The organism is Streptomyces sp. NBC_00178, assembly GCF_036206005.1.
GTDB lineage: Bacteria > Actinomycetota > Actinomycetes > Streptomycetales > Streptomycetaceae > Streptomyces.
Map to the genome: position 1 here is coordinate 4,517,185 of NZ_CP108143.1, position 26,393 is coordinate 4,543,577.

A 26,393-nucleotide genomic window follows, 5' to 3' on the forward strand; every position below is an offset into this window, starting at 1 on the left:
TTCTCGGAACGCGCGCTGCTACTTCTTGACGCCGAAGAAGGGCTCCAGCGGCTCGGGCAGCTTGTCGTTGCACGCCACGGCGCCCGACTTGGTGAGGGCGTCGTTCACGCAGGTGTAGTAGTCGCGGTAGACCAGCTGGACCGTGTAGCCGGTGGCGACGATCGCCAGTGCCAGCAGGGCTGTGACCAGGCCGCTCACGGCCGCCGTCGTCTGCTGGCGTCCGGTGCTCTGCGGGGCGGCCGGTGCGGCGGACGGTGCCGGCTGTGCCGTCGGCCGCTCCTGGCCCGCGCCGGTCACCGCGGCGGTCCGGGCGTCCGTCGCCGGGTGCTTGCGCGGGCCTCCGCGCAGGGCGCTGACCGACCAGTAGACGGCAAGCGCCCCGAGCAGCAGCGCGATCTCGGGCAGGTCGAAGAGAGCGAAGAAGAACGCCCACATGCCGCCGAGCACCGCATAGCGCGCTCGCCGCTGGACGGGGTCGGTCGGGTCCCAGCGCAGTCCGCCGGGGTTGCCCTCGGGCCCGCCGCCCTGGCCGCCCTGGGGGTTGCCGGGGCGGCCACCGAAGTTGCCGCTCTCCCGGCCGGGCTGGCGGTCGCTCCACTGGCTTCCCCAGACGGGGCGGTCGTCGGGCCTGTCCCCGCCGTTGCCGTCGGACCCGTCGTCACCGTGGTTCTGCGGACGCGGGTGGCGGGGCTGCCAGGGCTGGTCGGGCCTGTCCTCGGGCGGTGCGGCGAACGGATTGTCGTCCGAGGATCCGGACGGCGAACCCGCGCCCGTCCGCGAGCCCGGAGCGGAACCGGAGCCCGAACCCGCGGAGCCGGAGCCCGTCGAAGAACCAGAGCCCGTCGAAGACCCCGAGCCCGAGGAGCCGGAGCCCGTCGAAGACCCCGAGCCCGAAGAAGACCCCGAGCCCGTCGAAGAACCAGAGCCCGACGAGGAGTCCGGCGAAGAGGACTGGCGTTCCCGCATCAGCATGGAGACGGCCCGCTCGGGCAGCGGGTGGCCAAGGGCGGTGCGGAGGCGGTCCGGCATGTGGTGAACGTCTTCCCCATCTCGTCATTTCCGCCCGGGGGCGGTTCCCTGCCCCCTGACGCTACCTCCCGGGCACGCCCCCGTCCCGTGGGGGCCGCCGGGAGTGCCGGTATCGTTGCTGACGGTCGGACCGTTCGTAGAGTTCCCCGTATCGCGGGGCGAGCTTCTTTCGTACGACCATACAAACGCTCTCCCGCACATCGCGTATCCGCTCCACCACGCGAGAAAGGGCCCTGCTGTGGCCTCCCCGCCCCCCTCCGCCGCTCCGGCCCGTCTGGTCGTGCTCGTCTCCGGCTCAGGCACGAACCTGCAAGCGCTCCTCGACGCGATCGGTGACGATCCCGAGGCCTACGGCGCCCGGGTCGTCGCGGTCGGTGCGGACCGCCATGGCACCCTCGGTGCCGAGCGCGCCGAGCGCGCGGGGCTCCCCACCTTCGTCTGCAGGGTCGGTGACCACGCGAGCCGCGAGGAGTGGGACGCCGCGCTCACCGCGGCCGTGGCCGAGCACCGTCCGGACCTCGTGGTCTCCGCCGGGTTCATGAAGATCGTCGGCAAGGCGTTCCTCGCAGAGTTCGGCGGCCGCGTCGTCAACACCCACCCCGCCCTGCTCCCCAGCTTTCCCGGTGCCCACGGTGTGCGCGACGCGCTCGCGTACGGCGTGAAGGTCACCGGGTGCACCGTCCACTTCGTCGACGACGGCGTCGACACCGGTCCGATCATCGCGCAGGGCGTGGTCGAGGTGACCGAAGAGGAAACCGTGGAGGGCGAAGCGGCCCTCCACGAACGCATCAAGGAAGTCGAGCGCAAGCTGCTCGTCGAGGCCGTAGGGCGGCTCGCCCGCGACGGCTATCGCATTGAGGGACGAAAGGTTCATCTCGGTCATGTCGGTGAATAAGCCCATCCGCCGCGCCCTGGTCAGTGTCTACGACAAGACGGGGCTCGAAGACCTCGCCCGCGGTCTGCACGAGGCCGGTGTCGAGCTGGTCTCCACCGGCTCCACCGCCGGGAAGATCGCCGCGGCCGGAGTGCCCGTCACGAAGGTCGAGGAGCTCACCGGCTTCCCCGAGTGCCTCGACGGCCGCGTCAAGACGCTCCACCCCCGGGTGCACGCCGGCATCCTCGCCGACCTGCGTCTGGACGCCCACCGCGAGCAGCTCGCCGAGCTGGGCGTGGAGCCGTTCGACCTGGTGGTCGTGAACCTCTACCCGTTCAAGGCGACCGTCGCCTCCGGCGCCTCCGACGACGAGTGCGTCGAGCAGATCGACATCGGCGGCCCGTCGATGGTCCGCGCCGCCGCCAAGAACCACCCCTCCGTGGCCGTCGTCACCAGCCCGGAGCGCTACGCCGACGTCCTCGCGGCCGTCAAGGCGGGCGGGTTCGACCTGACGGCCCGCAAGCGGCTCGCCGCCGAGGCATTCCAGCACACCGCCGCGTACGACGTGGCCGTGGCGTCCTGGTTCGCCGACGGCTACGCCGCCGCCGACGACTCCGGCTTCCCGGACTTCTCCGGTGCCACCTACGCGCGCAAGAACGTCCTGCGCTACGGCGAGAACCCGCACCAGCCGGCGGCGCTCTACACCTCCGGCGAGGGCGGTCTCGCCGAGGCCGAGCAGCTGCACGGCAAGGAGATGTCCTACAACAACTACACGGACACCGACGCCGCGCGCCGTGCCGCGTACGACCACGCCGAGCCCTGCGTCGCGATCATCAAGCACGCCAACCCGTGCGGCATCGCGATCGCGGACGACGTCGCCGAGGCGCACCGCAACGCGCACGCCTGCGACCCGCTGTCCGCGTTCGGCGGCGTGATCGCCGTCAACCGCCCGGTGACCGTCGAGATGGCCGAGCAGGTCGCGGAGATCTTCACCGAGGTCATCGTCGCTCCGGCGTACGAGGACGGCGCGGTCGAGGTCCTGGCCCGCAAGAAGAACATCCGTGTGCTCCGCTGCCCCGACGCCCCGGCCTCCGAGGTCGAGGTCAAGCCGATCGACGGCGGCGCGCTGCTCCAGGTCACCGACCGGCTCCAGGCCGAGGGCGACGACCCGGCCAACTGGACCCTCGCCACCGGTGAGGCCCTCCCGGCCGAGGAGCTCAGGGAACTCGCCTTCGCCTGGAAGGCCTGCCGCGCGGTCAAGTCGAACGCGATCCTGCTCGCCAAGGACGGCGCCTCCGTCGGTGTCGGCATGGGTCAGGTCAACCGCGTCGACTCCGCCAAGCTCGCGGTCGAGCGGGCCGGCGAGGAGCGGGCACGTGGTGCGTACGCCGCGTCCGACGCCTTCTTCCCCTTCCCCGACGGCCTGGAGATCCTGACCGCCGCGGGCATCAAGGCCGTGGCGCAGCCGGGCGGCTCGGTCCGCGACGAGCTCGTCGTCGAGGCCGCGAAGAAGGCCGGTGTGACCATGTACTTCACGGGCACCCGCCACTTCTTCCACTGACGCCCCCGCGGTGACACCGCCGCACGGAGCAACGCACCGGACCGCCCCGCGGGCCCGGTGACGACGCCGCAGGCCGCACCCTCCCCGGGTGCGGCCTGCGGCGCGTCCCGGCCTACGGATTCCGGTCGCCCCTCTGTTCTAATGAATGGCTCGTCGGGCCGCGGCGGGCGGGACCGGTCCGGCCGGCAGTGACCACTGGGCAATTCCGTTGCGGGGGCACCGTGCTTGACCTGAAGAAGAGCGGGACCGGCGCGCCGGAGAAGGCGCCCGGGGAGGAAGCCGGCGCGGTCGCCGTCCCGCTCCACCCGGCACCGCTGCGCCCGTACCTGATCGCCGCCGTCCTGCTGGGCGCGGTCTACTTCCTGTACGCGTACATCCGGTTCACCCACTTCCAGTCGCCGTCCTGGGACCTCGGCATCTTCGAGCAGGAGGTGCGCGCGTACGCCGGGTTCGACGCCCCGGTCGTCGACATCAAGGGCCCCGGCTACCTGATACTCGGCGACCACTTCAGCCCCGTGGTCGCGCTCCTGGTGCCGCTCTACTGGATATGGCCGTCGGCGGCCGCCCTGCTGTTCGCCCAGGCCGCCCTGTTCGCCTTCTCCGCCGTCGTCGTCGGGCGTACCGTCCAGCAGATCCTGGGCGGCCGCACCGGTCTCTGCGCCACCGCCGCCTACGGGCTGTCCTGGGGCCTCCAGGAAGCGGTGAAGGCCGACTTCCACGAGATAGCCCTCGCGGTCCCGCTGATCGCACTCGTCTGCCGTGCCCTGCTCATGGGGCGCTGGCGCGCGGCGGTCCTCTGGGCGCTGCCGCTGGTCCTCGTCAAGGAGGACCTCGGGGTCACCGTCGCGGTCGTCGGCGGCCTCCTCGCCCTCTACGGGCGCAGGCTCCAGGGCTTCCTGCTGGCGGCCTTCGGCGTGTTCTCGTTCGCGCTGACCGTGCTCGTGCTCATACCGGCGGCCAGCAGCGCGGGGACGTACGACTACTGGAAGAAGATCGAGGAGAACGGCGGGCAGGAGGTGTCCCTGCTCGACTCCGTGCTCGGCGTCCTCGACTCCTCGGTCAAGCTGGAGATGCTCGTCTTCCTGGTCGGCATCACCGCCTTCATGGCGCTGCGCTCCCCGCTCGTCCTCCTCGTGCTGCCGACCCTCGGCTGGCGCCTGCTCTCACAGGACTCCAACCACTGGGGCATGGTCTGGCACTACAGCGCGATCCTGATGCCGGTCGTGTTCCTCGCCATGGCGGACGGCATCCGGCGCAGCCGGGACTCGAAGCGGCCCTGGCTCGTCTCGTACGCGAACGTCGCCGTGCCCGTCGCCGCCGCGATCGCCGTCGCGCTGACCCAGCACCTCCCGTTCCGCGAGCTGCTCCGCCCCGAGACGTACCGGGCGGACGCCCGCACCCACGCGGCCGAGGAGGCGCTGCGCGCCATTCCCGTCGGCGCGCGGGTGGAGACCGACATCACGCTGATGGCGCACCTGACCGCCGACCGCACGGTCTACTGGATCGGCGGAGCACCCGGCACCGCGCCCGACGTCGTCGCGATCAACCTGGACTTCGGCTGGTCGCAGCCGATCGAGGACCCGGTGAAGTACGCGCAGCAGCTCCACCCGGAGGCGCGGTACCGCATCACGCGGGAGGCCGGGCCGTTCGTGGTGATGGCGCGGACGACCAAGGCGCCCTGAAATGGCCGAAGGCCGCAAGACCCGGAGTGCGGGTGTCACGGCCTTCGTGCGCGCAGCGGAGTGCGTGAGGTCAGTACTGGGGCTGGCGTCCGCGGTTGAACCAGGCACCGCCGTCGGCCTTCGCCACGAAGACGATGATCAGGATGGCGAGCACCGTGTGCGCGAGACCGATCACGAGGAAGGGGTAGAGGCCGAGGATCGCCGTGATCACGCCGAAGACGATGGTCGTGATCCGCAGTCCGTTGCCGCCCTTGCCGAACTTGGCGGCGAGGACGACGGCGAAGACGCCCCACAGCACGGCGAAGACCACGAAGCCCCACAGCGCGCCGCCCGAGTAGTCGGCCAGCTGCTGGAACTGGACGTCGTCCTTGAGGGTCGCGTCGTTCTTGGCCGCGTTCACTGCGGCGGCGGCGATCGCAAAGATGATCGCGCCGATGACCTGGAGACCGGCTATGACGTAGAGCATCACGCGCGCGGACTTGACGCTGCCGGGCATCTCGGTCGGTGCGCCCGGGAAGCCGTACCCGCCCGGAACCGGCGGCGCCTGCGGGTAGCCGTAGCCCTGCTGCGGGACACCCTGCGGGGTCTGCTGCGGGTAGCCGTAGCCCTGCTGGCCGCCTTGCTGCTGCTGGCCGTAGGGGTTGTTCGGGTCGCCGAAACTCATGGCGGGTTTCCTCCGTTGCGGAAAGGTGGGGACGACCACGGCCGGGCGGAGGAACGCTGCGCAATCCGAACGGTGGTCCCCCCGACACTGTCCGCGGTGATGCGCCCCTCATCGTCGCCCTGACCATCGCTTTGTGTCCAGCCGATCGCCCGATGTGTTGTGCAAGTGCAACCTCGCGTCCACCTGACAGCCCGGATTGGTACGCGGGCGGGGTCATCCGGGAGGATGGGTGCCATGACTGCCCAGATTCTCGATGGCAAGGCCACCGCAGCTGCGATCAAGTCCGATCTGACCGTCCGCGTGGCGGCCCTCAAGGCGCAGGGCATCACACCCGGCCTGGGAACCCTGCTCGTCGGAGACGACCCGGGCAGCCGGTGGTACGTGAACGGCAAGCACCGCGACTGTGCCGAGGTCGGCATGGGATCCATCCAGCGCGAACTCCCCGACACGGCCACGCAGGAGGAGATCGAGGCCGTCGTACGGGAGCTCAACGACAATCCCGAGTGCACCGGTTACATCGTGCAGCTTCCCCTCCCCAAGGGCATCGACACCAACCGCATCCTCGAACTGATGGATCCGGCCAAGGACGCCGACGGGCTGCACCCCATGAGCCTGGGCAAGCTCGTCCTGAACGAGACCGGCCCGCTGCCCTGCACCCCGCAGGGCGTCGTCACGCTGCTGCGCCGCCACGGTGTGGAGATCGACGGCGCGCACGTGGTCGTCGTCGGGCGTGGCGTCACCATCGGCCGTCCGCTGCCGCTGCTGCTCACGCGCAAGTCCGAGAACGCGACCGTCACCCAGTGCCACACCGGCACCCGTGACCTCTCGGCGCACCTCAAGCAGGCCGACATCATCGTCGCCGCCGCCGGTGTGCCCCACCTGATCAAGCCCGAGGACGTCAAGCCCGGCGCGGCCGTGCTCGACGTCGGCGTGAGCCGCGACGAGAACGGCAAGATCGTCGGGGACGTCCACCCCGGTGTGGCCGAGGTCGCGGCCTGGGTCGCCCCGAACCCCGGCGGTGTGGGCCCCATGACCCGCGCCCAGTTGCTCGTCAACGTGGTCGAGGCGGCCGAACGCGCCGCCGCCGAGGCCTCCGCCGAATCCGCCGGCTGACCCGGGCCGGAGGAACTCCATGGGTGCTGGTACGAGTCCTGGTACGAGTCCGGTGGGTGGCACGCACACCGGCGGCCCGGCCGAGGAGGCAGTGATGTCCGAGCAGGGCGGGCCGGCCGGGGGCGCCGGGAAGGCGCGCGAGGCGGAAGCCGCGCCCGGTCAGGCCGCTGCGGCCGGCGTGCGGGCGCGGGCCGGTGAGGCCGCCGAGGGCGGGTCTGCCGCCGGCCCCGGCGCGCCGGAGCGTCCGGATGCCGAAGAGGTGTCCACGCGGGAAGGTCGCACCGGCGGGAGCGCGGCCGCGGACCGGACCGCCGACGGGGACACGAGCGCCGACGTCGATACGCCGGTCACTGCGGACGCGCCGTCAGGCGCGGACGCCTCGGCCGCTGTGCCCGCGCCCGGCGTGACGGACGGGTCCGAGGGAGTGGACGGGGCCGAGGGCACGGATGCGGCTGGCGACACCGACGGGACCGTCGTGGAGGGCGGGAGCAGTGGTTCGACGTGGGCGCCCCCGCGGCGCTTCTCGCTGACCCGGGACACCGCCCGTCCCGAGGGGGGCGGCAGGGCCGCGCCGGGAGACGCACCGGCCCCCGCCCGCCAGTGGCCCCTGCTGACCGTGCTCTGCACCGCCGGGGTCGGGCTCCTGATCGTGGGGACCGACCCGTTCGACGAGGCCTTCCGGTACGGCTCGATGCTGGTGGGTCTCGCGCTGCTCGCCGGCGCCGTGCTCCGCTGGGTGGTGCCGTCGGTCGGCATGCTGGCCGTGAGGTCCCGCTTCACCGACCTCGTCACGTACGGGCTGCTGGGCATCCTCATCGTGCTGATCGCGCTGATGGCGCAGCCCAGGCCCTGGCTGAGCGTCCCGTTCCTGCAGGACGTGGTCCACTTCACGATCCGCTAGCGGAGTCGTGCGCGCGGGGAGGACCTGCGCGGTGTCCGTCCCCACCCCCGAGAAGGGACGGACACCGGACCGGGTCCGCCGGCGCAAGACGCCCCGGAACGAGGCGACTTGACCGGCCTTGCCCTGTCCTGATCCAAGCGTCATGGACATGAGGTGCTGGTTCAAGGGACGCCCGGTCCCTGTGGCACGGAAGTGACCATTCCGCCACCCCGTGACGGTCACGCAACGGCAGCGGGCCGGTTCGACGAGTACTACGGCGCACAACGGATCCCGCGCTCATACCGAATGCCCCGGTGCGCCTCTTCACCCGCAACCGACAGCCCGGAGCCGGGCATCCTTCTCGATAGCCCGAGACGCGGTACCGGCCGTTCCGGCCTGCCCGCGACCGGCGCCGGCGGCACGGGCGCGCCGGGCGCGTCCGGGAAACCGACTGGGGGAAGCAATGCCGCGTTGGAAGCCGCTGCCGGAAGAACTCGATCCACAGGTACGGGAGTTCACCGGACAGCTGCGCAGACTCGTCGACCGCGGCGGGCTGAGCATCGCCGCGGTCGCCGACCGCACGGGCTACAGCAGGACGTCCTGGGAGCGCTATCTGAATGGCCGGCTGCTCGCCCCGCGCGGGGCGGTCGTCGCGCTCGCCGAGGTGACCGGCACCCAGCAGAACCATCTGACGACCATGTGGGAGCTGGCCGAGCGCGCCTGGAGCCGTTCCGAGATGCGCCACGACATGACGATGGAAGCCATCAGGATCTCCCAGGCGCGGGCGGCGCTCGGCGAGGCCGGTGTTGCCGCCGGCTCGACGGGAAGCGCACGCCGCGCGGCGCCCGGCGCCGGTGTGCCCACCGCCGCCGGGCCGGGAGGGCAGACCCGCGCCGTGCGGTGGCCGGTGTCCGTGCCCGTCCAGCGAGGCACCCTCCCGCGCATTCCGCGGCAACCGGGGGCGGGCGACGCCGCCGGTGCGCCGGCCCCCTCCGCGGGCGGACCGTACGCGGACGACGGCCCGCGGGACGCGGGCCCGTCCACCGGTGACCGGTCGGACGCGGTACCGGCCGACGCCGTCCCGGCGGCCGCGGCTGCGCCGGGCGCCGCCTCCTCGGCCGGGGTGCCGCCGGCCGCCGTCGCCTCGGGCACGGCCCCGTCGGCGGCGGCCCCGTCGGGCGGGGGGAAGGGGCGAGGTGGACGCCGCAGGCCGGCCGCGCTCGTCGCGGGGGCGGTCGGCGCGCTCCTGCTGACAGCAGCCGCCGTGCTGTTCATCGGCCGGGGCGGCGACCCGGGAGGGGAGAGCGGCGGCGACGGCGGCGTCGCCGCGGGACCGTCGACCGGCCCGGCCACCACCCGGGCGCGGCTGCCCGCGGGGGTGCAGTGCAGCGGCGCCGCGTGCACCGGTCAGGACCCCGAAGTGATGGGCTGTGGAGGCCGGTTCGCCGACACGGTCGCGAGGGCCAGGGTCGGCGCGGGTCTCGTCGAGGTCCGTTACAGCGAGACGTGCGGAGCGGCGTGGGCCCGCCTCACCCGGGCCGCCGCGGGCGACACCGTGACGATCACCGCCGGGCCCGCGAAGGAGACGGAGGCCGTCGACTCCGACGCCGCCGCTGACGCGTACACCCCGATGGTCGCCGTACGGAAGCCCTCCGAGGCCAAGGCCTGCGTGACGCCGGCGTCCGGGACGACCGGGTGCACCGCCCCGGAGTAGGCGGCTGCGGTACGTAACCGGCTGTGTGCGGTGCCACAGGGGGGCGGGCGGCCGGTGCGGCGCGGGTCGGATAGCCTGATCGCCGGATATCTCTTCACATCAAGATTCAGAGATGTCCCGCACCAGGGGCAGGGACCCCCACCGCCAGCTGTCTAACGGAGATCGCCATGACCCGCACTCCCGTGAATGTCACCGTCACCGGCGCGGCCGGCCAGATCGGCTACGCGCTGCTCTTCCGCATCGCCTCCGGCCACCTGCTCGGCCCGGACGTGCCGGTCAACCTGCGACTCCTCGAGATCCCCCAGGGTCTCAAGGCGGCCGAGGGCACTGCCATGGAGCTCGACGACTGCGCCTTCCCGCTCCTGCGCGGCATCGAGATCACGGACGACGCCAACGTCGGCTTCGCCGGCGCCAACGTCGCCCTCCTCGTCGGCGCCCGCCCGCGCACGAAGGGCATGGAGCGCGGCGACCTGCTGTCCGCCAACGGCGGCATCTTCAAGCCGCAGGGCAAGGCCATCAACGACAACGCCGCGGACGACATCAAGGTCCTCGTCGTCGGCAACCCGGCCAACACCAACGCGCTCATCGCGCAGGCCGCCGCCCCGGACGTACCGGCCGAGCGCTTCACCGCGATGACCCGCCTCGACCACAACCGCGCGATCTCGCAGCTGGCCGCCAAGACCGGTGCCGCCGTCTCCGACATCAAGCGGCTGACGATCTGGGGCAACCACTCGGCGACCCAGTACCCGGACATCTTCCACGCGGAGATCGCCGGCAAGAACGCCGCCGAGGTCGTCAACGACGAGGTCTGGCTGGCCGACACCTTCATCCCGACCGTCGCCAAGCGCGGCGCCGCGATCATCGAGGCCCGCGGCGCGTCCTCGGCCGCCTCGGCGGCCAACGCCGCGATCGACCACGTGCACACGTGGATCAACGGCACCGCCGAGGGCGACTGGACCTCGATGGGCATCCCGTCGGACGGCTCCTACGGCGTCCCCGAGGGCATCATCTCCTCCTTCCCGGTGACCACCAAGGACGGGAAGTACGAGATCGTCCAGGGCCTGGACATCAACGAGTTCTCCCGTGCGCGCATCGACGCGTCCGTGCAGGAGCTCACCGAGGAGCGCGACGCGGTCCGCGAGCTCGGCCTGATCTGACGGTCTCCCGGCCACCGGCCGGACCCGGGCACGGTACGGGGGCGCCCCCGGCAGCGACTGCTGCCGGGGGCGCCTTCGCGCGTACCCCTGGCGGCCCTGGAAGGCCGCACCCCCTCGAAGGCCAGGCCCGTCAGCGGCCGTTGAGCCGGTCGGCCGGGCCGCGCACGGCCGCCGCGGCCCGGCGCTGGAGCGGGGGCCCGAACGTGACGCGTGCCGCGCCCAGTTCGCCGGGCGGTCGGCCGTGATGCAGTGCGCGGAAGGCGGCGGCGGACTCGGTCATCGGTACTCCCGGGCGACGGACGAGGGGAGAGGGGCCAGGGACGGGTCAGGTGCGATGAGCCCCGGTGCGACGGGCGCGGTGCGCGGGGGAAGCGCGCGGCGGTGCGGCGGTAGCGGGCGCGCGGCCGACCGATGTGCGGCCGGCCGATGCGCGGCCGGCGGAGACGCGGGCGGGTGAGGGGCCGCACGCATGGGAGACGGCCGGGAGCGGGGCGAGGGCCCCGCCGCCGGCCGGTCGGCTCAGTGACTGCCGGGGGTGTAGTGCCCGGGCGTCAGCCGGCAGGTCACGCCGAAGCGGTTCCAGGCGTTGATCACCGTGATGGCCGCGATCAGCTGCGCCAGCTCGGCCTCCTCGAACTGCTTGGCCGCCTTCGCGTACACCTCGTCCGGGACGAACCCGTCGGTCAGGACCGTCACCGCCTCCGTCAGCTCGATCGCCGCCAGCTCCTTCTCCGTGTAGAAGTGCAGCGACTCCTGCCAGGCGCTGAGCTGGACGACACGCTCGACCGATTCGCCCGCCGCGAGGGCGTCCTTGGTGTGCATGTCCAGGCAGAACGCGCAGTGGTTGAGCTGCGAGGCGCGGATCTTGACCAGCTCGAGCAGCTTCGGCTCCAGTCCCTTACGGGAGGCGGCGTCCAGCCGGACCATGGCCTTGTAGACATCGGGGGCGAGCTGGGCCCACTGCAGGCGGGCGGGGTGCTCGGGGGCGTACTCGGAGGTCGCGAGGTGCTCTGCGTTCGTCGTCATGGATACGACGCTACGCGGCCGGTGGCGCAGCGGTATGGTCCATTTCCATGACGGAATCCTGGGCCGCTTTCGGTGCCGACCTGCACATCGAACCGCTCGGCGGGGGCCTGCGCAGTGGGCTGACGAACGCGCTGCGGGAGGCCGTCCGCACCGGCCGGCTGGCGCCCGGCACCCGGTTGCCCTCCTCGCGGACGCTCGCCCGCGACCTGGGCATCGCCCGCAACACCGTCGCCGACGCCTACGCCGACCTGGTCGCGGAGGGCTGGCTCACCGCGCGGCAGGGCTCGGGGACGAGCGTGGCGCAGCGGGCCGACGCGGCCGGGCCGAGAACGCCCCGCACCCCCTCCCGGCAGATGCGGCGGCGGCCCGTCCACAATCTGATGCCGGGATCACCGGACGTCTCGACCTTCCCCCGCGCCGAATGGCTCAAGGCGTCGAAGAGGGCCCTCGCGGCCGCACCCGACCAGGCGTTCGGGTACGACGATCCACAGGGCCGCGTCGAGCTGAGAACGGTCCTGGCGGACTATCTGGCGCGGGCACGCGGGGTGTACGCGGACCCCGGACGGATCGTCATCTGCTCCGGATTCGTCCACGGACTCGCCTTGATGGGGAAAGTGCTCAGGCAGCGCGGCGCGAGACAGGCGGCCGTCGAGTCGAGCGGGCTCGACATCCACCGGAACCTGCTGACCGCGGCCGGTCTGGCCACCCCGTGCCTTCCGGTGGACGAGCTGGGGGCCAGGACCGGTGACCTGCGCGGCATGCGCCGTGTGGGGGCGGCCCTGCTGACCCCGGCCCACCAGTTCCCCACGGGCGTCCCCCTCCATCCCGACCGGCGGGCGGCGGCGGTCGACTGGGCACGCTCCTCGGGCGGCCTGATCCTGGAGGACGACTACGACGGCGAGTTCCGCTACGACCGCCTGCCGGTGGGCGCCCTCCAGGGGCTCGACCCGGAACGGGTCGTCTACATGGGCACGGCCAGCAAGTCCCTCGCCCCGGCCCTGAGGCTGGCCTGGATGGTGCTGCCGGAGGGGCTCGTCCGGGAGGTGTGCGACGCCAAGGGCGGCCCCGAGTGGATGACCGGGTCGCTGGACCAGCTGACTCTCGCGGAGTTCATCGCGTCCGGTGCGTACGACCGGCATGTGCGGGCCATGCGTCTGCGCTACAGGCGCCGGCGGGACCAGCTCGTCGAGACGCTGGCCGAGCGGGCCCCGGACTTCCGGGTGAGCGGCATCGCGGCCGGGCTGCACGCCGTGCTCGAACTCCCCCCGGGAGCCGAGCACACGGTGGTCCAGGCGGCCACCTGGCAGGGGCTGGCGCTGGAGCGGCTCTCCCGCTTCGGGCACCCGGATGCGGAAGCGCGGCGCGACGGCCTCGTCATCGGCTACGGCACCCCGTCGGACAGCGGCTGGTCGGGGGCGCTGGACGCGCTCTGCCGTGTACTGCCCTAGGAAGCGCCCGTGCCGCCCCGGAGGGGGCGAAGGCACGCGCGCACCCGAGAAACGGGTGGAGCCGACGGGCCGGTTTCAGCCGCGCGGGTCGGCCATCTAATCTGACTGGCAGTTCTCGGGCGAGCCGGCGAACCTGCGAACCTGCGTAGCGATACGGGGTTCTGGCAGCGTGTCCCGGCTCGCGCCGCACGAGCGCCGGCGCGAACGGCGGCCGGCGGGAGAACGCGGGCTCGCGGATACGACGGGGGAGTGGAGACCATGGACAAGCGCACACTCAGGTCCAGCACGGTGGTGCTCGGAGGCATGGGGGTCCTCGCGGCCACGCTGACGGCCTGCAGTTCCGAACCGGACGAGCGGTGCGTCGACCGGGTGACCCAGGAGATCCTGCCGAGCTACGAATGCAAGGACAGCGACGGCCACGGCTCGTACTACTACGGCGGCAGTAGCCACAACAACCGTGTCTCGGGCGGCAGTTTCAACCGGTCGGCCGTCGAACGCGACGGATTCGGCTCCTCCCACTCCAGCGGCGGCTGACCCGGATGGAACGCCGCACCATCGAGCCGCGTCCCGGCTGGCAGCAGACCGTCGAGGAGCAGGGGCTGATCTACCCCCTCACGCGCTATCCGGACGGCTCGCTGCGCCCCTACTGGGACGAGAGCGCCTACTACGTCTTCTCCTTGCCCGAGGTCGAGGCGCTGGAGGAGGTCGTCGAGGAACTCCACGCCATGTGTCTGGCAGCCGCCGCGCACATCGTCGAGCACGACCGCTTCGGCGCTCTCGGCATCACCGATGCCCGCCTGGCCGGCCTGATAGCCGAGTCCTGGCGGCGCCGCGCCGAACTCCCGTCCATCTACGGCCGTTTCGACCTCCGGTACGACGGGACCGGCCCGGCGAAGATGCTGGAGTACAACGCCGACACCCCCACGTCCCTGGTCGAGGCCGCCAGCCCCCAGTGGTTCTGGATGGAGGACCGCTTCCCGGGCGCCGACCAGTGGAACTCCCTCCATGAACGCCTCGTCGAGGCGTGGAGGAAGCAGGCCCCGCTGCTGCCCCCGGGCCCCCTGCACTTCGCCCACTCCGACGGCGACGAACTGGGCGAGGACCTGATGACCGTCGCCTATCTTCGGGAGACCGCGGCCCAGGCCGGCATCGACACCCAGGCCCTGTCCGTCGAGCGGATCGGCTGGGACCGGCTGTCGGGCCGCTTCGTCGACGAACGGCTCCGCTTCATCCGCAGCTGCTTCAAGCTCTACCCCTGGGAGTGGCTGGCGACGGACCGCTTCGGGCCGCACGTGCTGGACACCCTCGACAACGGTGGTGGCACCGGACGCACCTGCTGGATCGAACCCGCCTGGAAGATGCTCCTCTCCAACAAGGCGCTCCTGGCCATCCTCTGGGAGCTGTACCCCGGTCATCCGAACCTGCTCCCCGCCTACCTCGACGGCCCGCGCGAACTGGCCGGTGCCGACGGTGCGGGATACGTCGCCAAGCCGTTGCTGGGCCGTGAGGGCGCCGGGGTCACGGTCCACGAGCCCGGCAGCGCCCCGGTGCGGCGGGACGAGCCCTGCTGCTACCAGGAACTGGCACCGCTGCCCGACTTCGCCGGCAACCGCGTGGTGCTCGGCGCATGGGTGGTGGGCGACGAGGCCGCGGGGCTCGGCATACGGGAGTCGGCGGGGCTGATCACCGACGAGTACGCCCGGTTCCTGCCCCACGTCATCCTCTGAGCCGGCCGCCCTCCGATCGAAACGTCGTCCGAGCCGCGGCCGCCCTCCGATCGGTACGTGACCCGCGCCGGCCGCCGTCCGAGAGGCGGAGCGACTGAGCGGCTGAGCGTCGCATCCTCCGGGTCGGCGGTCCTCCCGGGCCGGCCGTCCTCCGGAGCCGGCGGTCGCCCGCCGGCACGGGCACCGCCTCAGCCCGCCAGGACCGCGCGCAGCTGGTCCAGCCCCCAGTCCAGGTCCTCCTTACTGATGACCAGCGGCGGGGCGATGCGGATGGTCGATCCGTGGGTGTCCTTGACCAGAACGCCTCGGTCCATCAGCTTCTCGGAGATCTCCCGCCCCGTGCCGAGGGCGGGGGAGATGTCGACACCGGCCCAGAGGCCTCGGCCGCGCACGGCCTCGACGGCCCCGCCACCGGTCAGGAGCCCCAGCTCGCGATGGAGGTGGTCACCCAGCTCCGCCGCGCGCTGCTGGAACTCGCCGGTGCGCAACATCGCCACCACCTCCAGGGCCACCGCGCACGCCAGTGGGTTCCCCCCGAACGTCGAACCGTGCTCCCCGGGCTTGAACACCCCCAGGATCGCGGCGGACGAGACCACGGCCGACACGGGAACGACACCACCGCCCAGCGCCTTGCCCAGCACGTACATGTCGGGCACCACCCCCTCGTGCTCGCACGCGAAGGTCCTGCCCGTACGGCCGAGGCCCGACTGGATCTCGTCCGCGATGAACAGCACATTCCGCTCACGGGTCATCTCGCGCACGCCCGCCAGATAACCCGGTGGCGGGACCAGCACCCCCGCCTCGCCCTGGATCGGCTCCATCAGGACGGCCACGGTGTTGTCGGTCATGGCCTCGGACAGTGCGGTCAGATCCCCGTACGGCACGACCTCGAATCCCGGCGTGTACGGCCCGAAGTCCGCCCGCGCCTCATGATCGGTGGAGAAGCTGACGATGGTCGTCGTCCGGCCGTGGAAGTTGTCGGCGGCAACGATGATCTTCGCCGTCCCTTCCAGGAGCCCCTTGACGCGGTAGCCCCACTTGCGGGCCGTCTTCACCGCCGTCTCCACGGCCTCCGCGCCGGTGTTCATGGGCAGGACCATCTCCATCCCGCAGAGTTCGGCGAGCTGGGTGCAGAAGTCGGCGAAACGGTCGTGGTGGAAGGCCCGGGACGTCAGCGTCACGCGTTCGAGCTGGGCCTTGGCGGCATCGATCAAGCGGCGGTTGCCGTGACCGAAGTTGAGCGCCGAATAGCCGGCCAGCATGTCGAGGTAGCGGCGCCCCTCCACGTCGGTCATCCACGCGCCGTCCGCCGAGGCGACGACGACGGGCAACGGGTGGTAGTTGTGCGCGCTGTGCGCCTCGGCGGAGGCGATGGCGTTGTCCGTGGTCGACACGGGATCTCCGTTCGTCGTGCGGAGTGGGCGGGGGTGGTGCCCACTTTGTATCGTCGGTCGGATCGGAGGCGGGGAAACATTCGCTCTGCGGCGCGCCTCACGAGCGGTGCCGCGGTGACCATGGGGCCCGACACGGTCAGCCCGGGGAGCGAGCCCCGGCACGCGGGCTCCCTCGCGACGGCAGGATTGCGGCGACGGCCGCCGCCACCCTGCCCGCACGGCGGCAGATCCGGACGAGGGAGCGACCACCGGACCGGTCCCTGGGACGACGGCCGCTGTCCAGCAGACCGCGTGGACACGGACCCGAGGTCCGAGGGCCCGCAGCCCGCCCCCCGGGGCCCGAAACCTGGGGACCCACCTGCCGTCACGCCGGGGCTCGCCCTGCTCAACCGTCCGTCAGTTCCGGCGGTGCCCGGCGCTCCGAGGACCCGACCGCCGCGACCGCATCGCGACCCGGATGAGCGAAGTGCGCCTGCCGGACCGGCTCCGGCACGGGCCGGCCGGCCCGCGCAGGCACGGACGGGACGGCCCGGTCGGCCCCGCAGCCCGGTGCCTCGGCCGCCCGCCGGCTCTGCGGTTCGCCCGGAGAGCCCGGCGCATACCGCACCTGGACCCCGCCGGCACCGAACCATTCGGCGATGGCCGCCCGGACCGGCGGGGTGAGCGCGAGCACGACGAGCAGGCCGGCGAGCGCCGCCGCGACCATCCGCCCACGCTGCCGCAACCAGGCCCAGGCGCGCTCTTTGCGCCCCACGGCCCCGCCCACGGGCACGGGGACCGCCTCCGCGACGATCCGGGCAAGGACCCGCTCGGCCATGGTCGATCCGTCGGTATCCGGTACGTCGAGTCCGTCGCGCAGGGCCATCAGATCGGCCCGCAGCCGCTCCCTGCACCGGCCTTCGTCCGTCCCGGCCGCATTTGCCCTGCCCCTGCCCCCGCCCCTGCCGGCGCCCGGGTCCGGCGCGGGCGCTGCGCAGCCGTCCTTGTCCGAGCGGAACCGGGGCGGCGCCGAACGGTGGTCACCCCACCCGGCAGCATGACCTCCTTGCCGTCCTCCCCTCCGTCCTCCCCGCCACCCGTCGTCCGCCCCGGGCAGCTCCGCGTCACCCTCGTCCCTCGCCCTTTCCACGGCTAACTCCCACCCTCTTCCTCATCCGGGCCCAGCTGACCGCCGAGCCGCCGCTCCAGCTTCTTCAGCGCGCGGTTCAGGCGGGACTTCACCGTCCCCCGCGGCCAGCCGAGTGCCTGTGCCGTCTCCGCCTCGTCCATCTCCAGCAGATAGCGGTACGTGACCACCTGGCGCTGCACCTCGCTCAGCTCGTCCAGTGCTTCCGCAAGGAGCGCCTTCCGCTCCTCGGCCAGTGCGGCCACCGCCGGATCCGCCGACTCGGGTATCACCGGATCCGCACCCCGGCAGCGGGCTTCCTTCCCGGCCACCGCCCGCGCCCTGCCCGCCGAGCGCAGCGTGTTTCTCGTCTCATTCATCACGATGCGCAGGAGCCACGGGCGGAAGGACGCCTCGTCCCGGAACCGGCCCAGGGCCTGGTAGGCCTTGAAGAAGGCGGACTGCACCACGTCCTCGGCATCCGCACCGGCTCCGAAGGCCACCGCGGCGCGCAGCGCGACACCGGTGTGCGCCCGCACCAGCTGCGCGTACGCCTCCGCGTCCCCGGCGCGCACGCGCGCGATCACCGCGGACTCGCCGCCGGCGACGACCGCCGGCACCGCCGCGGCACGCCCGACAGCGCCACCGCCGCACCTGTCGACGGCGGCGCGGTCCCCCTCCAAGCCGGGCCCTGCGGCCCCTCCCCGCGTCCTCACATCTTTCCTACACCGGCTGCCGGAGATCGGTTCCACACCTGAGACAATGAAGACATGGCCTCTGATCGACCCCGCGTGCTTTCCGGAATCCAGCCCACCGCAGGCTCGTTCCACCTCGGCAACTACCTCGGTGCGGTCCGCCAGTGGGTGGCTCTGCAGGAGTCCCACGACGCCTTCTACATGGTGGTGGACCTGCACGCGATCACCGTCCCGCAGGACCCCAGCGAACTCCGCGCGAACACCCGGCTCGCCGCCGCCCAGTTGCTCGCGGCGGGGCTCGACCCCGAGCGCTGCACGCTGTTCGTCCAGAGCCACGTGCCCGAACACGCCCAGCTCGGCTGGATCATGAACTGCCTCACCGGTTTCGGCGAGGCGTCCCGCATGACGCAGTTCAAGGACAAGTCCGCCAAGCAGGGGGCGGACCGGGCGACCGTGGGCCTTTTCACCTACCCGGTGCTCCAGGTCGCGGACATCCTGCTCTACCAGGCGAACCAGGTCCCGGTGGGCGAGGACCAGCGTCAGCACATCGAGCTCACGCGCGACCTGGCGGAGCGTTTCAACGGCCGCTACGGCGAGACGTTCACCATCCCGGCCCCGTACATCCTCAAGGAGACGGCGAAGATCTTCGACCTGCAGGACCCCGCGGTCAAGATGAGCAAGTCCGCCTCGACGCCCAAGGGCCTGATCAATCTCCTGGACGACCCGAAGGTCACGGCCAAGAAGGTGAAGAGCGCGGTGACCGACACGGACACCGTGATCCGCTTCGACGCCGAGAAGAAGCCGGGCGTCAGCAACCTCCTCGGCATCTACTCCACCCTCACCGGCACCACGATCGCCGACCTGGAGCAGAAGTACGAGGGCAAGGGCTACGGCGCGCTCAAGACCGACCTCGCCGACGTCATGGTGGAGTTCGTCACCCCGTTCCGGACCCGGACCCAGGAATATCTGGACGACCCGGAGACGCTGGACTCGCTCCTGGCCAAGGGAGCGGAGAAGGCGCGGGCCGTCGCCGCCGAGACGCTCGCCCGGACCTACGACCGGATGGGTCTTCTGCCCGCGAAGCACTGAGTCCAACGACCCTGGCGAGATCGCGGCCGGAGGGGTCACACTGACGTCGGCACGACCGACGTACGACCGAGGCTCGACCGAGAACAGACGATCGACGATTGAGGAGAACGACGTGGGGACCGTAACGCTTGGCGTTTCGATCGCGGTCCCGGAGCCACACGGCAGCCTGCTCCAGGAGCGGCGCGCGAGCTTCGGGGACCCTGCCGCGTACGGCATTCCCACCCACGTCACCCTTCTCCCCCCGACCGAGGCAGAGGCGGCCGACCTCCCGGCGATCGAGACCCATCTCTCACAGATCGCCACGGCCGGCCGCCCCTTCCCGATGCGGCTGTCGGGCACGGGTACCTTCCGGCCGCTCTCACCGGTCGTCTTCGTGCAGGTCGTCGAGGGCGCCTCGGCCTGCTCCTGGCTCCAGAAGCGGGTCCGGGAGGCATCCGGACCGCTCGTACGGGAACTGCAGTTCCCCTATCACCCGCACGTGACCGTGGCGCACGGCATCGCGGAGGAGGCGATGGACCGCGCGTACGAGGAACTGTCCTCGTACGAGGCGGCCTGGACCTGCGGTTCCTTCGCGCTGTACGAGCAGGGCAGCGACGGCGTGTGGCGCAAGATCAACGAGTTCCCGTTCGGGGCGGGCGGCAGCGCGCCGGCCGTACCCGCCCAGGGCGGCAGCGCGGTCGACCAGCCGTCGCTGCGTCCCTGATCCGTTCCGGCCGGTACGGACGGCTCCGCAACGCTCCGCACCGATAACCCGTGCGGTCGCGCCACGCCGGGCCGGAGCCCCGCCCGGAGTGGCGCGGACCCGCGAGGCCGTCTAGCGGACGGGCAGCCGCCGGAACAGGGGCCGTGGGACGTGCCGCAGGGCCGACATGACGACCCGCAGCGCGCCGGGCACCCACACCGTCTCCGAACGCCGGCCCAGGCCCGTCACGATCGCGTCCGCGACCGCCCCGGGGGTGGTGGCGAGCGGAGCCTCCTCGCGCCCCGCCGTCATGCGTGATCGCACGAATCCCGGGCGTACGACCATCACGTGCACCCCGGTCCCGTGGAGCGCGTCGCCGAGGCCCTGGGCGAAGGCGTCCAGGCCCGCCTTGCTGGAGCCGTAGATGAAGTCCGCGCGGCGCGCGCGTTCGCCGGCCACCGAGGACAGCACCACCAGCGAGCCGTGCCCCTGCGCCTGGAGTGCGCCCGCGCACACCAGGCCGGCGGAAACCGCCCCCGTGTAGTTGGTCTGTGCCACCCGGACCGCGGAGAGCGGTTCCTCCTCGTCGCGCGCCTGGTCGCCCAGGACGCCGAAGGCCATCAGCACCATGTCGATGTCGCCCTCGGTGAAGAGCTTTCCGAGCACCTCCTCGTGGGAGGCGGAGTCGAGCGCGTCGAAGTCGACGGTGCGGACGTCGGCCCCCAGCCCGCGCAGATCGGCGGCGGCCCGCTCCAGGGCCGGAGAGGGGCGTCCGGCCAGCCGCACGGTCCGGGTGCGGCGGGCGATCAGCCGCCGTGCGGTGGCCAGACCGATCTCCGAGGTGCCGCCGAGTACGAGCAGGGACTGCGGGGCACCGAAGGCGTCCTTCAAAGCGAAACTCCTAGCGGGATGACGGGGTGGGGAGAGCGCGCCGGCGGACGGGAGACCCGGACAGGACCCCGCCGGGGCAGCCGGCCCGCCGGACCGCTCAGAGCGCGAGCCGGCGGGACAGGTCGGAGGTGAAGGCGCCGGAGGGGTCCAGCTCCCGGCGCAGGGCCCGGAACTCGGGCAGCCGCGGGTACATCGCCTCGGTCAGTTCCGGCCGCAGCCGCGCGTCCCTGGCCAGGAAGACACGCCCGCCCGCCGCGGCGACCTCGTCGTCCAGATCGTCGAGCAGCCGGCCGAGGCCCGGGAGGCCGGCGGGCAGCCCGAAGGAGAGCGTCCAGCCGGGGGCGGGGAAGGAGAGCCAGCCGGGACCGGCGTCGCCGAGGCGTTCGAGCGTGCCGTGGAAGGCCGGGCATCGGCGCCGGACGAGCCGTCGGACGATGCGGTGCAGGGTCTCCTCGTGGCCGTGCCCCAAGGCGAACTGGTACTGGACGAAGCCGCCCGCGCCGCGGAGGCGGCGCCAGTCCGGCAGGGCGTCCAGGGGGTGGAGGAAGGCGGAGACGCTGCGCAGGTCCCCGGTCCGCGACGGGAGGGTGCCGCGGTGGCGCAGCCCGTTCAGGAGGGTGTCGGCGGTCCGGCCGAGAAGTCCCTCCGGGACCAGGGCGTGCGCCGCGGGGCGCAGCCCGGTGCGGAGATCCAGGGGCGTGCGCCGGGCGCGCGCCGGTAGCGCATCGAGGGGTGCGTGCTCCCCGCGCGTGACGACGGCCCGGCCCGTCGCCCTGCCGCGTGCCAGGAGGTCGATGCGGGCCGTCGCGTACGGGGCCGCGTCGCCCGAGGTCGCCAGCCGGGCCATGGCCTCGTCCAGGTCCGCCGCCCTCACCGTGTCGACCCTCATCAGCGACGTGCCGACGGGTCGCAGGGCCAGCGTGGCGGAGAGGATCACCCCGGTCAGGCCGAGGCCGCCCGCCGTCGCGTCGAACAGATCGGTGCCCGGGAGGACCGTGCGCACCTGACCGTCGGCGGTGAGCAGTTCGAGTGCGCGCACATGCCGGGTGAAGGACCCCGCCGTCCGGTGGTTCCTGCCGTGGACGTCCGAGCCGATGGCTCCGCCGACCGTGATCCGCCGGGTCGCGGGGGTGACCGGGAGGAACCAGCCGAGCGGGAGGGCCGTCTCGATCAGACGGTGCAGGCTCACCCCGGCGTCGCAGACGACCGCGCCCGTCGCCGGGTCGAGCGAGCGGATCCGGTCCAGGGCGGTCATGTCGACGACCGAGCCGCCCGCGTTCTGCGCCGCGTCGCCGTGCGCCCGGCCGAGCCCGCGGGCCACGACCCCCCGGGGGCCTCGGCCCCGGACGGCGACCACGGCTTCTTCGTACGTGTCGGGGCGGAACCGCACAGCGGTCGTCGGGGCCGTGCGGCCCCAGCCGGTCAAGGACACCGTGTCGACGGACATGAACGTGACGGTATCGCCAGAGAAAACCCTTTTGAGGGATTTGTTACAGCACTCACCGAAATGGGTGATTGGCGGCACGGGGAGCCCCCCACGTCGGTTTTCCACGCCCGGAGGGGTACGCGTAGGGCATGGACTGGCTGAAAAGACTCCCCGTCGTCGGGCCGCTCGTCGCACGGCTCATGGAGACGCACGCCTGGCGTTCCTACGAGACGCTGGAACGGGTGCACTGGGCCAGGCTCGCAGCGGCGATCACCTTCCTCAGTTTCCTCGCCCTCTTCCCGCTGATCGCGGTCGGTGCCGCCGTCGGGGCCGCCCTGCTGTCGACCGAGCAGCTGGACAGGATCGAGGACAAGCTCGCCGAACAGGTGCCGGGCATCTCCGACCAGCTCGGCATCGACAACCTCGTGGCCCACGCGGGCACCATCGGCGTGGTCGCCGGTCTGCTGCTGCTCTTCACCGGCATCGGCTGGATCGGTTCGATGCGCGACTGCCTGCGCGCGGTGTGGGAGAAGGACGACGTCGACGAGGGCAATCCGGTCGTCCGCAAGCTCAAGGACGCCGGACTGCTGCTCGGTCTCGGCGGTGCGGCGATCGCGACCCTCGCCGTGTCCACCGTCGCCTCGACCGCCATCGGCTGGACGGCCGACCGGCTGGGCATCCCGGAGAACGGTGCGGGCGGGATTTTGCTCCAGGTGGCCGCCGTGGCGGTGGCGGTCTGCGCCGATTTCCTGCTGCTCCTCTACCTGCTCACCCTGCTGCCGGGCGTCGAACCCCCGCGGCGCCGGCTGATCGTCGCCGGCCTGGTCGGCGCCGTCGGCTTCGAACTCCTCAAGCTCCTGCTGGGCAGCTACATCCGGGACGTGGCGTCGAAGAGCATGTACGGCGCCTTCGGCGTGCCCATTGCACTGCTCCTGTGGATCAACTTCAGCGCCAAACTGCTCCTCGTCTGCGCCGCCTGGACGGCGACGCCGAGCAAGGGCGGTGACGCGCCGGCCCCCGATGAGGTCAGCGACGGGGAAGGCGGCGCACCAGGTCCGGCAGGGGCCAGCGCCGGTTGACCAGGAACACCCCGGCCGCCAGGACCACCAGCAGGCCGCCGACGATCGACAGGGCCGTCCAGACCCCGCTGGACCCCGACGCGGCGGCGGCCGTGGTGGCCGCGTGCTTCTTCTCCGCCTTGCCGGCGCCGGCCGCGGGGGCGGAGTCCTTCGCCGGGCCGGTCACCGCGGACTTCGGGGGGACGAGTTCGCCGACCGGGGTCACCTTGCCGTCCGCGGCGAAGCCCCAGTCGAGCAGGTGGGCGGCTTCCTTGTAGACGGCGTGGCTCTCGTCGGCCGACGGGTTCATGACGGTGACGAGCAGGACCTTGCCGTCGCGCTCGGCGATGCCCGTGAAGGTGTTGCCCGCGTGGGTGGTGTAGCCGTTCTTGACCCCCGCGATGCCCTTGTACGGCTCCACGCCGATGTCACCCGTGATCAGCCGGTTGGTGTTCTGGATCTCGAAGGTCTCGCGCTTCTTGCCCTTCTTCTGCGCGCCCGGGAAGTCCGCCGTCGCCGTCGCGGCGTACTCGCGGAAGTCCGCCTTCTGCATGCCGCTGCGGGCGAACAGCGTCAGGTCGTACGCGCTGGAGACCTGGTTCGGGGAGTCGTAGCCGTCGGGGGAGACGACCCGGGTGTCGAGGGCCTGCAGTTCCTCGGCGTGCCGCTGCATCGCGGCTACCGTGGCGGGCACGCCGCCGTACATCTCGGACAGCACGTGCACCGCGTCGTTGCCCGAACGCAGGAACACGCCGAGCCACAGGTCGTGCACCGTGTAGGCCTGGTCCTCCTTGACGCCGACCAGGCTGCTGCCCTCGCCGACCCCGGCCAGTTCGTCCTCGGTGACCATGTGGGTCAGGGACTTCGGCTGCAGGGCGGGCAGGACCGTGTCGGCGAAGAGCATCTTCAGCGTGGAGGCGGGCGGCAGCCGCCAGTGGGCGTTGTGCGCGGCGAGGACCTCCCCGCTCTCCGCGTCCGCGACGATCCAGGACCGCCCGGTGAGCTTCTTCGGCAGCAGCGGGGCGCCGGGGCCCAGCTGGACCTGGGTGCCCGCCTCGCCCAGCCTCTTGCCGCCCACGGTCGACATGGGACCGGTCGGCTTCGGCTGTTTGTCGTCGGTCTTGTCCTTGTCGGCCGCCCCTGCGGGACCGGCGACACATACGGACAGCAACGCGGCAGAGAGGACCGTCATTACGGTCTTTTTCAGAGCAGGCACGGTCGGAAACGTACATGGCGTTGCTGAGTATCGGGACCCGGATGCCCTGACCCGCCGTGCATTCCGCCGGGACAGCCCACCCCGGGCGACCGGCCCGGAGCGCTGCGGAGATACTGATCGTATGAAGCTCAGCCGCCCCGTCTCCTGGTTCCTGCTCGTGTTCGGGGTGTGGAGCTGGTTCATCTGGATCACCTTTGCAAAGAACCTGTGGAAGGACGGCAGCGGGCTCGCGTTCGACGACGCGGGCGGACCGACGGCCTACTTCTGGGTCCATCTCCTGCTCGCCATCACCTCGTTTCTTCTGGGGACGGCCGTCGGAGTCATCGGGTTCCGTGGTGTCAGGGCTTTGCGTCACGCAGACAGATGACGGGCCGGGCGCCCGACGGCGCCAGGACAGGATTTCGGCGGGGGAGCGTTCGTGGTTGTGGTCTTCGTGCTCGTGGCGGTGGCGGTCCTCGCCCTGCTCGTCCTTGTGCACCGCTACGTCTGGCGGCGGCTGATCGGTGACACGACACGACCGGGCGGCCTCGCGCGCCGCGCGGGCACCGTCGCGGCGTTCGTGCTGCCGCTGCTGTCCGTGGGCGCCCTCGTCTCCGGGCGGACCGGCTTCCCCTTCGTCGTGCAGCAGGTACTCGCCTGGCCGGGCTACCTGTGGCTGGCCGCCCTGCTCTACCTGACGCTGGCCCTGCTGGCCGGAGAGGCCGTGCGCCCCGTCCTGCGCCGTGTACTCGCGCGCCGGGCGGGCGACGCCGCCCCGCCCCCGGGGCCGACGGCGCCGACGGGCCGGACCGTCGAGGCGGTCTCCGGCACGCGACCGGCGGGCGGCTCCCGTACGGACGCCGCCGGCTCCCGTACGGACGCCGCCGACGGGCCCGAACCCCCGGCGGCGACGAAGGCCGAGGCGGCCACCCACGGGGCACCGGCGGAAGCGCCGGCCCTCCACGAGGCCGCCGCCACGACGGACGCCGCACCCGCTCCGGGCACCCCGGACGCAGCGACGGCCGCCGGCCCCTCCCGCCGGCTGTTCGTCGCCCGAGCCGTCGGCGGAGCCGCCGCCCTCGCCGGCCTCGGCACGGTCGGATACGGCACGTACGGGGTCATGCGCGGCCCCCGGGTCAAGCGGGTCACCGTGCCGCTGGCCGGTCTCCCGCGCTCCGCACACGGCTTCAGGATCGCCGTGGTCAGCGACATCCACCTCGGTCCGGTCCTGGGCCGCGCGCACACCCGGCGCATCGTCGACACGATCAACGCCACCAGCCCGGACCTCGTCGCCGTCGTCGGCGATCTCGTCGACGGCTCGGTCGCGGACCTCGGCTCCGCCGCCGAGCCGCTCGCCGGTCTGGATGCCCGCCACGGCAGCTATTTCGTGACCGGCAACCACGAGTACTTCTCGGGTGCCGCGCAGTGGGTCGACCACGTCCGCGAACTCGGCCTGCACCCGCTGGAGAACGCCCGCGTCGAGATCGCCGGCTTCGACCTCGCGGGGGTCAACGACATCGCCGGTGAAAGCGAGGGCCAGGGACCTGACTTCGCCCGCGCCCTCGGTGACCGGGACCGCAGCCGCGCCTCCGTCCTCCTCGCGCACCAGCCCGTCGTCATCGACGACGCCGTCGAGTACGGGGTGGGGCTGCAGCTCTCGGGCCACACCCACGGGGGCCAGCTCTGGCCCGGCAACCTGGTGGCCGAACTCGCGAACCCCACGGTCGCGGGCCTCGAACGCTACGGCGACACGCAGTTGTACGTCTCCCGGGGCGCGGGCGCGTGGGGGCCGCCGGTGCGCGTCGGCGCGCCGTCCGACATCACCGTGGTGGAACTGGCCTCCCGCCAGGCCTGAGCGGCCGGATCCGGGCCCCGGCCAGGCCCGGGAGGACGCCGGGGAATCCCGCACACGGAAAGCACGGAAAGCACACACGTACATCACGATCCAGCGACGACATCGCTGTGTGAAAGCTGTGTGCGGCC

25 protein-coding genes are annotated in these 26,393 nt (G+C 72.4%); 15 read left to right on the top strand and 10 right to left on the bottom strand.

The annotated features are described in order from the left end of the window. Nucleotides 1-18: 18 nt before the first annotated feature. A complete protein-coding gene (locus OHT61_RS19865) occupies nt 19-1,029 on the bottom strand; it encodes a hypothetical protein (protein ID WP_329040116.1) in 1,011 nt (336 codons plus the stop codon). Nucleotides 1,030-1,267: 238 nt separating this feature from the next. On the opposite strand from OHT61_RS19865, the gene purN reads away from it, so the two are divergent. The 3 genes from purN to OHT61_RS19880 all read left to right on the top strand — a co-directional run bounded on the left by purN (nt 1,268) and on the right by OHT61_RS19880 (nt 5,146). Further along, on the top strand, nt 1,268-1,924 hold the full coding sequence (gene purN, locus OHT61_RS19870; protein ID WP_329040117.1) for a phosphoribosylglycinamide formyltransferase: 657 nt from the start codon (nt 1,268-1,270) through the stop codon (nt 1,922-1,924). After that, nucleotides 1,911-3,464 (top strand): bifunctional phosphoribosylaminoimidazolecarboxamide formyltransferase/IMP cyclohydrolase, encoded by a 1,554-nt coding sequence (purH, locus tag OHT61_RS19875; RefSeq protein ID WP_329040118.1) that lies wholly within the window; start codon nt 1,911-1,913, stop codon nt 3,462-3,464. The genes purN and purH overlap by 14 nt, the downstream gene beginning before the upstream one ends. Nucleotides 3,465-3,685: 221 nt before the next feature. After that, the gene (locus OHT61_RS19880) at nt 3,686-5,146 is read left to right on the top strand and encodes a DUF2079 domain-containing protein (protein WP_329040119.1); all 1,461 of its coding nucleotides are present in this window, start codon (nt 3,686-3,688) and stop codon (nt 5,144-5,146) included. Between the two features lie 70 nt (nt 5,147-5,216). Here OHT61_RS19880 and OHT61_RS19885 read toward each other — a convergent pair whose 3' ends face one another. After that, entirely contained in the window at nt 5,217-5,810 is a 594-nt protein-coding gene (locus OHT61_RS19885) for a hypothetical protein (protein ID WP_329040120.1), read from the bottom strand. 234 nt (nt 5,811-6,044) lie between these two features. Here OHT61_RS19885 and OHT61_RS19890 point away from each other — a divergent pair, with 234 nt between their 5' ends. From OHT61_RS19890 to OHT61_RS19905, 4 genes are all read left to right on the top strand, one after another. Beyond that, complete coding sequence (locus OHT61_RS19890) at nt 6,045-6,923, top strand: bifunctional methylenetetrahydrofolate dehydrogenase/methenyltetrahydrofolate cyclohydrolase (protein WP_329040121.1); 879 nt, start codon at nt 6,045-6,047, stop codon at nt 6,921-6,923. Nucleotides 6,924-6,942: 19 nt separating this feature from the next. After that, a complete protein-coding gene (locus OHT61_RS19895; RefSeq protein WP_443049484.1) occupies nt 6,943-7,824 on the top strand; it encodes a DUF3017 domain-containing protein in 882 nt (293 codons plus the stop codon). Between the two features lie 442 nt (nt 7,825-8,266). Beyond that, nucleotides 8,267-9,517: a helix-turn-helix domain-containing protein gene (locus OHT61_RS19900; protein WP_329040123.1), complete on the top strand. Its 1,251-nt coding sequence runs from the start codon at nt 8,267-8,269 to the stop codon at nt 9,515-9,517. A gap of 167 nt (nt 9,518-9,684) precedes the next feature. Then, a complete protein-coding gene (locus OHT61_RS19905; RefSeq protein WP_329040124.1) occupies nt 9,685-10,674 on the top strand; it encodes a malate dehydrogenase in 990 nt (329 codons plus the stop codon). 130 nt (nt 10,675-10,804) lie between these two features. On the opposite strand, the gene OHT61_RS19910 is transcribed toward OHT61_RS19905, so the two are convergent. Both OHT61_RS19910 and OHT61_RS19915 read right to left on the bottom strand, forming a co-directional pair. Further along, a complete protein-coding gene (locus tag OHT61_RS19910) occupies nt 10,805-10,954 on the bottom strand; it encodes a hypothetical protein (RefSeq protein WP_443049485.1) in 150 nt (49 codons plus the stop codon). 239 nt (nt 10,955-11,193) lie between these two features. Next, entirely contained in the window at nt 11,194-11,700 is a 507-nt protein-coding gene (locus OHT61_RS19915; protein ID WP_329040125.1) for a carboxymuconolactone decarboxylase family protein, read from the bottom strand. A 47-nt stretch (nt 11,701-11,747) separates the two neighbouring features. Between OHT61_RS19915 and pdxR the strand changes: the two genes are divergently transcribed. From pdxR to OHT61_RS19930, 3 genes are all read left to right on the top strand, one after another. Further along, nucleotides 11,748-13,148 carry a MocR-like pyridoxine biosynthesis transcription factor PdxR gene (gene pdxR / locus OHT61_RS19920; protein WP_329040126.1) on the top strand — a complete coding sequence of 467 codons (1,401 nt, stop codon included), beginning with the start codon at nt 11,748-11,750 and terminating at the stop codon, nt 13,146-13,148. Between the two features lie 258 nt (nt 13,149-13,406). Further along, nucleotides 13,407-13,682 (top strand): hypothetical protein, encoded by a 276-nt coding sequence (locus OHT61_RS19925; RefSeq protein ID WP_329040127.1) that lies wholly within the window; start codon nt 13,407-13,409, stop codon nt 13,680-13,682. Nucleotides 13,683-13,687: 5 nt separating this feature from the next. Next, nucleotides 13,688-14,875 carry a glutathionylspermidine synthase family protein gene (locus OHT61_RS19930; protein WP_329040128.1) on the top strand — a complete coding sequence of 396 codons (1,188 nt, stop codon included), beginning with the start codon at nt 13,688-13,690 and terminating at the stop codon, nt 14,873-14,875. A gap of 188 nt (nt 14,876-15,063) precedes the next feature. Here OHT61_RS19930 and rocD read toward each other — a convergent pair whose 3' ends face one another. The 3 genes from rocD to OHT61_RS19945 form a co-directional block, all read right to left on the bottom strand. Continuing rightward, a complete protein-coding gene (gene rocD / locus OHT61_RS19935) occupies nt 15,064-16,269 on the bottom strand; it encodes an ornithine--oxo-acid transaminase (RefSeq protein WP_329040129.1) in 1,206 nt (401 codons plus the stop codon). Between the two features lie 385 nt (nt 16,270-16,654). Continuing rightward, entirely contained in the window at nt 16,655-17,134 is a 480-nt protein-coding gene (locus OHT61_RS19940; RefSeq protein WP_329040130.1) for a hypothetical protein, read from the bottom strand. A gap of 266 nt (nt 17,135-17,400) precedes the next feature. Beyond that, nucleotides 17,401-18,057: an RNA polymerase sigma factor gene (locus OHT61_RS19945; protein ID WP_443049488.1), complete on the bottom strand. Its 657-nt coding sequence runs from the start codon at nt 18,055-18,057 to the stop codon at nt 17,401-17,403. Nucleotides 18,058-18,144: 87 nt separating this feature from the next. Between OHT61_RS19945 and trpS the strand changes: the two genes are divergently transcribed. Both trpS and OHT61_RS19955 read left to right on the top strand, forming a co-directional pair. Further along, nucleotides 18,145-19,158, top strand: coding sequence for a tryptophan--tRNA ligase (trpS, locus tag OHT61_RS19950; protein WP_329040131.1), 1,014 nt, complete (start codon nt 18,145-18,147; stop codon nt 19,156-19,158). Nucleotides 19,159-19,270: 112 nt separating this feature from the next. Further along, complete coding sequence (locus OHT61_RS19955) at nt 19,271-19,861, top strand: 2'-5' RNA ligase family protein (protein ID WP_329040132.1); 591 nt, start codon at nt 19,271-19,273, stop codon at nt 19,859-19,861. 111 nt (nt 19,862-19,972) lie between these two features. Here OHT61_RS19955 and OHT61_RS19960 read toward each other — a convergent pair whose 3' ends face one another. Next, the gene (locus OHT61_RS19960) at nt 19,973-20,731 is read right to left on the bottom strand and encodes a decaprenylphospho-beta-D-erythro-pentofuranosid-2-ulose 2-reductase (RefSeq protein WP_329040133.1); all 759 of its coding nucleotides are present in this window, start codon (nt 20,729-20,731) and stop codon (nt 19,973-19,975) included. Between the two features lie 97 nt (nt 20,732-20,828). Next, the gene (locus OHT61_RS19965) at nt 20,829-22,178 is read right to left on the bottom strand and encodes an FAD-binding oxidoreductase (RefSeq protein ID WP_329040134.1); all 1,350 of its coding nucleotides are present in this window, start codon (nt 22,176-22,178) and stop codon (nt 20,829-20,831) included. Nucleotides 22,179-22,306: 128 nt separating this feature from the next. Here OHT61_RS19965 and OHT61_RS19970 point away from each other — a divergent pair, with 128 nt between their 5' ends. After that, nucleotides 22,307-23,236, top strand: a complete 930-nt coding sequence (locus OHT61_RS19970) for a YihY/virulence factor BrkB family protein (RefSeq protein WP_329040135.1) — start codon at nt 22,307-22,309, stop codon at nt 23,234-23,236. Here OHT61_RS19970 and OHT61_RS19975 read toward each other — a convergent pair. Continuing rightward, nucleotides 23,184-24,431 (bottom strand): D-alanyl-D-alanine carboxypeptidase family protein, encoded by a 1,248-nt coding sequence (locus OHT61_RS19975; RefSeq protein WP_329040136.1) that lies wholly within the window; start codon nt 24,429-24,431, stop codon nt 23,184-23,186. The two genes, OHT61_RS19970 and OHT61_RS19975, sit on opposite strands and share 53 nt — an antisense overlap. Nucleotides 24,432-24,552: 121 nt before the next feature. Between OHT61_RS19975 and OHT61_RS19980 the strand changes: the two genes are divergently transcribed. After that, complete coding sequence (locus OHT61_RS19980) at nt 24,553-24,798, top strand: SCO4848 family membrane protein (RefSeq protein WP_329040137.1); 246 nt, start codon at nt 24,553-24,555, stop codon at nt 24,796-24,798. Nucleotides 24,799-24,849: 51 nt separating this feature from the next. Next, nucleotides 24,850-26,265, top strand: a complete 1,416-nt coding sequence (locus OHT61_RS19985) for a metallophosphoesterase (protein ID WP_443049489.1) — start codon at nt 24,850-24,852, stop codon at nt 26,263-26,265. Nucleotides 26,266-26,393: the final 128 nt, after the last annotated feature.